This is a genomic window from Rubrobacter aplysinae (genome assembly GCF_001029505.1).
GTDB classification, from domain to species: domain Bacteria; phylum Actinomycetota; class Rubrobacteria; order Rubrobacterales; family Rubrobacteraceae; genus Rubrobacter_A; species Rubrobacter_A aplysinae.
In genome coordinates, this window is record NZ_LEKH01000006.1 from 194,717 (window position 1) to 201,704 (window position 6,988).

Sequence of the window (6,988 nt, forward strand, 5' to 3'; positions counted from 1 at the left end):
TGCTCCTTGGGGTGCCACACGTAACTCAATTAGTAAAGTAACGTATATAACATGGATAGATAGCAGCAAGAAATATCCAGAAACCTCCGGCATATAATGTTTCTCATTCACACGGCAGAGGCCGCTAGCTCGGAATCAGCTATCGTCCGCTTTCCCGGCTCGATATAGTGGAAGTTCTCCGAGCCAGGCACCAGAGTGGCGGGGGCTTTCAATAACGCTAGTGCGGTATGGATAGTGGATCGAGGCTAGGTGAGACCCGGGATCACGCTCTCGCCGTAGGCGTCGAGCGTCGCGTCCATCGCGTCGTGCATGAGGTAGACGTTGAACTGATCCACGCCAAGCTCCTCCAGCTCCGACAGCTTCTCGACGTGTTGTTCGGGGGTGCCGAGGATGCAGAAGCGGTCCACGATCTCGTCGGGCACGAAGTCCGTCGAGGGGTTTCCGGCTCGGCCGTGGTGGCCGTAATCGTAGTCCTCGCGCCTCTTTATGTAGTCCGTAAGCGCGGTCGGGACCGCGCCGCTCTCGCCGTAGCGGGATACGAGGTCCGAGACGTGGTTGCCTACCATGCCGCCGAACCACCGGCACTGCTCGCGCTGGTGCTCTACGTTCTCGCCGACGTAGGCTGGGGCGGCTACGCAGACCTTTATCTCGTCCGGATCGCGCCCGGCCTCCTCGGCTGCGCGCCGGACGTGGCCCACGGTCCACTCCAGTATCGTCGGGTCCGCGAGCTGCAGGATAAAGCCGTCCGCCTGGCGCCCGGCCAGCGAGAGCGCCTTCGGACCGTATCCAGCCATCCATACCTCGAGCTCGCCGTCATCCACCCAGGGAATTTGAACCTCCCCGGTCTCCGTCTGTACGGGACGCCCCTCTGCGAGCTCCTTTATCAGGCTCATCGCCTCTTCGAGGCTGGCGAGCGTGGTCGGCCGCTTGCCGAGCACCCGCTGGGCCGAGTCTCCGCGCCCGATGCCGCAGACGGTACGGTTGCCGAACATGTCGTTCAGCGTGGCGAATAGTGAGGCCGTTACCGAGGGGTCGCGGGTCGCGGGGTTGGTGACCATCGGCCCCACCTTGATGTGCTCGGTTGCGGCGAGCATCTGCGAGTAGATCACGTACGGCTCCTGCCACAGGATGTGGGAGTCAAAGGTCCAGGCGTGGGTAAAGCCCAGGGCCTCGGCCTTCCGCGTTAGCTCTATGATGCGGCTCGCCGGTGGGTCGGTCTGTAGCGTTACTCCGAAATCCATCTGTTCAACCTTTCTGTATCAGTTCTTGCCCGGACCAGAGGTGGCCGCGCCCGCCCCGAGGGCCAGATAGACTCCGCCGCTCGAGTAGCGCCCCGCCCTCCGCAGCCGCACACTCTCGCTCTTGCGCCGCAGCCAATCCCCGGCGGAGCCGGAGAGCAGAGCGTACAGCGCGTCTGTAAAAAGGCCAATAACGGCGAATACGAGCCCCAGCAAGAGGAGCTGGAGCCAGGCAGATCCGACCGCCGGGTCCACGAACTGCGGCAGAAATGCCAGGAAGAACAAGGCGACCTTCGGGTTCAACGCGTCCACGAGCATGCTCTGAAGATGGTCGAAAGCCTCCTTGCATCCACGGGGCCACGTTAACGCCTCACGTGTGGCCGCTCCCGAGCAGGCGCGAGGGCCCGAGCCACACGAGGTAGGCGACGCCGAGCCACTTCACCACGGTGAAAGCCGCGGCTGAAGAAGCGAGCAGCGAAGAGAGCCCGGCCACCGCGAACGTTATGTGTACCAGCCCTCCCGCACCGATGCCGAAAGCCGAGGCCAGCCCGGATACACGGCCGTCTTTCGCGTCCTTCCACGCCACAGGAGATAACGTAGAGCACGGCGGGTCCGGGCGCGAGGGTCAGGGCGAGTGTGGCCGGGATAAAGACGAGCAGCGTATCCACGTCCAGCATCACTTACTCCGTTACCGTCTCGCGGGCGCTCTCCGTTGCCGGCTCCGAGGCGGGCTCGCGGGCGGCGGAGAGGGCGGACATTACCAGATAGGCGATGGCGGCCAGGGTGAAGGTCAGGAAGAGCCCGTAGTTGTACAGGCCCTCCACGAAGGTCGGGTCGGTAAACGATCCGCTGAAGTTCGGGGTGGTCGCCGCCTTGACGAAGCCGGGGATGACCGGGACGACGCCGATGGCCACGGCGGCCAGCGCCTTGAGGTTCCAGCCTCTCGAGAACGAGTAGCAGCCGTCGGTCAGGTAGAGGTCGGTGAGACTCAGCCTCTGCCGGCGCAGTATCCAGTAGTCCATTATCATTACCGCGCCGATGGCCCCGAGGAGGCTGCCGTAACCGTTTAGCCAGGTAAAGATGTACGCCCCAACGTTGTTGAACAGCACCCAGGGGAACGAGAGCACCCCGATCACCGCCGTTATGATGCCGCCCATCTTGAACGAGATGTAGCGCGGGGCGAGGTTCGAGAAGTCGTTCGAGGGCGAGACCACGTTCGCCGCCATGTTCGTCGAGATCTGGGCGATCATTATCACGATCATGCATACGATCAACAGTAGCGGGAACGGCCCGGCGACCCGAGTTATGAGCTCCACCGGGTCCCAGATCGCCTCCCCGTAGACCGCGACCGTGGCCGCCGTTACCGCTATCCCGATGAAGCTGAAGGCGATCATGGTCAGCGGGAGCCCGAGCGTCTGGCCGATGATCTGGGACCTCTGGCTCCTGGTGTAGCGGGTAAAGTCCGGGATGTTCAGGCTCAGGGTAGCCCAGTAACCGACGTTCGCCGCGAGCCCCGGCCAGAAAAGCACCCAGAACGAGCCGTTGCCCTCTCGCAGGGCCGAGGATGAGGCAAAGGCGTTTCCGAGGCCCCCGCTCGCCGAGAACGCCCAGACCAGGAGCGCGAGACCGCCGACGATCAGCAGCGGGGCGGCGAACGACTCCAGTACCTTTATCGCCTCCACGCCTCGGAGGACTATCGCGACCTGTATCACCCAGAACACGAAGAAGGTTATGAACTGCGCCCCCGCAACGTCGGCCCACCCGCCCCAGACCGCGGTCATCAGCGAGTTTAGCGCCAGCCCGCCGATCCAGGTCTGGATGCCGAACCAGCCGCAGGCGACCAACGCCCGGGCCAGGGCCGCGAAGTTGGAGCCGGTTACCCCGAACGAGGAACGGACGAACACCGGAAACGGTATGCCGTACTTGGTGCCGGCGTGGCCGTTCAGGAGGACGGGTATCAGCACTATGAGGTTTGCGAGGCTGACCGTCAAAAGGCCTTGCCACCAGGTCATGCCGGCCGCTATAAGGCCGGAGGCGATGGTGTAGGTCGTGATGACCACCGAGATGCCGATCCAGAGCGCCGCGATGTTGTACGTGCTCCAGGTGCGGTCCTCCGGCCCCATCGGCGCGAGGTCCTCGTTGTACAGGCGAGATCCCCTTACCTCGCGCCTTATCCCCTCCGCCTCTGATTGATCCCTTACCGCGAGATCCCGGAACTCTTCCCTCTCCACCGCGCCTCCCTCCCCTGTTTAGCCTACGGCTATGAGCCTCTAGGCTTCTAGCGGTTACCCACCCACTGCATCGTCTTTTGCGCGAGCCTGTGGACCGCCTGCACGGAAAGCTCGATGTCCTCCTCCGGCGTGTCCTCTTCCTTGGTGTGGCTGAGTCCCCGCAGACTCTTGGCGAAGAGCATCACCGTCGGCATCAGGGGCGCCATCTCCGCCGCGTCGTGCAGCGGCCCCGAGGCCAGCCTGTGAGAGCTCCCGGCGACCTCCTGCACCGCCTCGTCGGCGAGCTCTATAAGGTCGTCGTCGAAGGGGCGGGGCTCTATCTCCCACACCTTCTCCCACTCGAGCTCGACGTTTTCCTCGGAAGCGGCTTTCTCGCTGGCCTCCTTTGCCTTCTCCAGCATGTCGGCGAGCACGTCGGCGTCGAGGGCGCGCTGATCCAACGAGGTCTCACACCACCCGTTGAACGCCGTGACTATGCCGGGGTTCACGTTCACGATACCGGTCGTGCCGCGCACGTCGTCGCGGGACGCGGCGTCGTCTCGGAAGGCGAGCGCGGACTTCGCCGCCGCCAGAAACGCGTCCCGGCGAACGTCCATCGGGGTCGAGCCGGAGTGGGCGTGCTGGCCCCGGAAGCGGACCATGTGCCGCTCCACCCCGAAGGTGCCGAGCACCACCCCGAGCGGGAGGCCCATCCTTTCGAGCACCGGCCCCTGCTCGATGTGGAGCTCTATGTAGGCCCGGGCGTTCTTTAGCTGCCGGTGCGACTCCTTCATCCGGTCGAGGTCCACCCCGTTCTCGGCCAGGGCATCCGGCAGGGCGACGCCGTCGCGGTCCGTGAGGCCGCGCACGGAGTCCGGGTCCAGGGATCCGGCGGTGGCGCTCGAACCGAGCAGGCTGCGCCCGAAGCGCGCCCCTTCCTCGTCGGCCCAGTCCACGAGCCGCAGGGTGACGGGCCGCCTCTGTGGGGCCAGCACCCGCATCGCCTCCAGACCCGCGATGGTGTTGAGGCTGCCGTCGAGCCAGCCGCCCTCGGGTACGGAGTCCATGTGGCCGCCGATCAGGACCTCGTCTTCGGATTCGCCCGGGGCGGTGGCCCACAGGTTTCCGGCCTCGTCGGTCTCCACCTCGACGCCGTCTATCTCGGCGAGCTTGCCCTTGAGCCACTCGCGGGCGTTGCGCCACTCCTCGGTCCAGCACACCCTGCGGGCGCCTCCGGGCCCGCCGGTTAGCTCGGCCAGCTCCTTGAGCTCGTCCACCGCCCTGCGTGAATCTACCTGCTGCGTGTCCACCACTACCCCACTTTCTCCCGTTTATTCTCCCCTTTGCCCCGGCTCTGTAGCCCGGACAGCGCCTCCACAAAGACGTCCACCGAGGCGGCGGCTTCCTGCGTGACGATCAGGGGCGACGCGATGCGGATCGCGTCACCTTCCAGCCTGCCCTTTTCCGACGATTTCCGACGAGCACGCCAGGTATCACAGGCCTGTGTCGTTGTAGCAGATCGTCGTGGTTCATTGAGACGATCAGACCAGCGCCGACTTTATGGCGGGCCCTTCAAAGCTGCGCTCTATAAACCGGCCGGAGCCGGCCTCGGCGATTACCTCCCCGTCCTTGTAGCCGAGCCTGCCGCGGACGTACACCTCTGTCGGGCCGCCGTGGAAGGTCATGCCCTCGTACGGGGTGTAGTCCACGTTGCCGTGGCGGTTTTCGGCGGTGACGGTCATCGTGAGGTCCGGGTCCCAGAGAACTATGTCCGCGTCCGCCCCGGGCGCTATGACGCCCTTGCGCGGGTAGAGGCCGTGAATGCGGGCCTGGTTCGTGGACAGGAGCGAGACGAACTGGGCCTCGGAGATGCGGTCCCCACGCACGCCCTCGGTCCAGAGCGTCATCGCACGCTCCTCGGCGCCGGGTAGGCCGTTCGGGATCTTGGAGAAATCGTCCAGGCCGAGCTCTTTCTGGCCCTCGTAGTTGAAGGCGCAATGGTCGGAGCCGAATATCTGGAGGTCCCCGCTCTGCAGCCCGCGCCACAGCGGATCGCGGTTCCACTCGTCGCGCAGGGGCGGGGAGCAGACGTACTTCGCGCCCTCGAAGCCCTCGCGCGCGAGGTCGGAGTAGGAGAATACGAAGTACTGCGGGCAGGTCTCGGCGTACACCGTCTGGCCGCGCTCGTGCGCCCGGTGTACCTCGGCGAGGGCGGCGGCGCAGGAGACGTGGACCACCAGAAGCGGCGCTCCGGCGACCTCCGCGAGGCGTATGGCGCGGTTCGTGGCCTCGGCCTCGACCTCGGGCGGGCGGGTCAGGGCGTGGAACCGGGGGGCGGTGTCGCCCCGGGAGAGCGCCTGATCCGTGAGCCTCGCTATTACGTCCCCGTTCTCCGCGTGGACCATGACGAGGACTCCCGCGTCGCGCGCGATCTGGAGGGTCTCGAAGAGGTCGTCGTCCTCGCTGTAGAGCGGGGTGCCCTTGTAGGCCATGAAGATCTTGATCGTCGAGACGCCCTTCTCAGGGAGGGAGGGGATCTCGGCCTTTATCTCCTCGGTGAGGTTGGTGATGGCGACATGCAGACCATAATCTATGTGCGCCTTGCCCTCGGCCTTGCCGAACCAGGTCTGTAGCGCCCCGTCGAGCGTGCCCTCGGCGTCCTGCAACGAGAAGTCAACGATGGTCGTCGTACCGCCCGCTATGGCCGCGCGGGTACCGGCGTGCCAGTCGTCCGCCGTCATCGTCCCGCCGAACGGCATGTCCATGTGGGTGTGCCCGTCGATAAAGCCCGGCATCACGAGCCGCCCGGTGGCGTCGACCACCTCGGCGCCTTCCGGGTTCAGGTTCGTGCCCACGGCGGAGATCTTCTCATCCTCGACCAGCACGTCGGCCCGGTAGCCGCCGTCGGCGGTCATTACCGTACCCCCAGAGAACAGTGTCCTACCCAACTCTCTCCTCCTTATGCTACTTGTGGTTCTACTATCGCATCCTGCACACGGAGACTACGTAGCACCATTCGTGTCAAATATTCGGCCCGATGACGGAATATGTGCCACGCGCGACCGCCTCCCCACCGGCGGCCGCACGTTCCCCGGATACCCTGATCAACCCGCTACCACTGTAGCCCTACCGGGGCAGCGGCTTCCATAGCCTAGGCGCCGGCCTCCACGGTGCCCTCGACCTCGGGTGCCGGACCCGTGGGGTCAGACAGGTAGCGGGTGACCTGTACCTTGTTCTCGGTGAAGAACCTCACCCCGTCCTTTCCAGTGGCGTGCAGGTCACCGTAAAAGGAGTTCTTCACCCCGTTGAACGGAAAGAACGCCATCGGTGCCGCTACCCCGATGTTTACCCCGAGCATCCCGGCCTCTACCTCTTCTCTCCAGTGCCTTACAGCCGCCCCGTTCTCGGTGTAGATGGAGCAGGCGTTGCCAAAGTCCGAGCCGTTTGTGAACTCTATGGCCTCTTCTAAGCTGCCTACCCGCACCACCGAAAGTACGGGGCCGAAGATCTCCTCTCTCGAGACCCGCATCTCATCTGTCA

General features: G+C 65.0%; 7 protein-coding genes. All 7 read right to left on the bottom strand.

Annotated elements, in window-relative coordinates; all coding sequences use genetic code 11:
* Positions 1 to 245: 245 nt before the first annotated feature.
* A complete protein-coding gene (locus tag ABD53_RS08555; RefSeq protein WP_047865321.1) occupies positions 246 to 1,241 on the bottom strand; it encodes a TIGR03842 family LLM class F420-dependent oxidoreductase in 996 nt (331 codons plus the stop codon).
* Between the two features lie 18 nt (positions 1,242 to 1,259).
* Positions 1,260 to 1,550 carry a LysE family translocator gene (locus ABD53_RS17805; protein ID WP_200900339.1) on the bottom strand — a complete coding sequence of 97 codons (291 nt, stop codon included), beginning with the start codon at positions 1,548 to 1,550 and terminating at the stop codon, positions 1,260 to 1,262.
* A 58-nt stretch (positions 1,551 to 1,608) separates the two neighbouring features.
* The gene (locus ABD53_RS17810; protein WP_200900340.1) at positions 1,609 to 1,824 is read right to left on the bottom strand and encodes a LysE family transporter; all 216 of its coding nucleotides are present in this window, start codon (positions 1,822 to 1,824) and stop codon (positions 1,609 to 1,611) included.
* A 94-nt stretch (positions 1,825 to 1,918) separates the two neighbouring features.
* Positions 1,919 to 3,469 (bottom strand): NCS1 family nucleobase:cation symporter-1, encoded by a 1,551-nt coding sequence (locus ABD53_RS08565; protein ID WP_053057847.1) that lies wholly within the window; start codon positions 3,467 to 3,469, stop codon positions 1,919 to 1,921.
* Positions 3,470 to 3,516: 47 nt separating this feature from the next.
* Entirely contained in the window at positions 3,517 to 4,761 is a 1,245-nt protein-coding gene (locus tag ABD53_RS08570; protein WP_200900341.1) for a Zn-dependent hydrolase, read from the bottom strand.
* 228 nt (positions 4,762 to 4,989) lie between these two features.
* Complete coding sequence (gene hydA / locus ABD53_RS08575) at positions 4,990 to 6,396, bottom strand: dihydropyrimidinase (protein ID WP_084709440.1); 1,407 nt, start codon at positions 6,394 to 6,396, stop codon at positions 4,990 to 4,992.
* A gap of 203 nt (positions 6,397 to 6,599) precedes the next feature.
* Positions 6,600 to 6,988, bottom strand: a 389-nt coding sequence (locus ABD53_RS08580; protein ID WP_152670672.1) for an aldehyde dehydrogenase family protein, incomplete at its 5' end; no start/stop codon positions are given.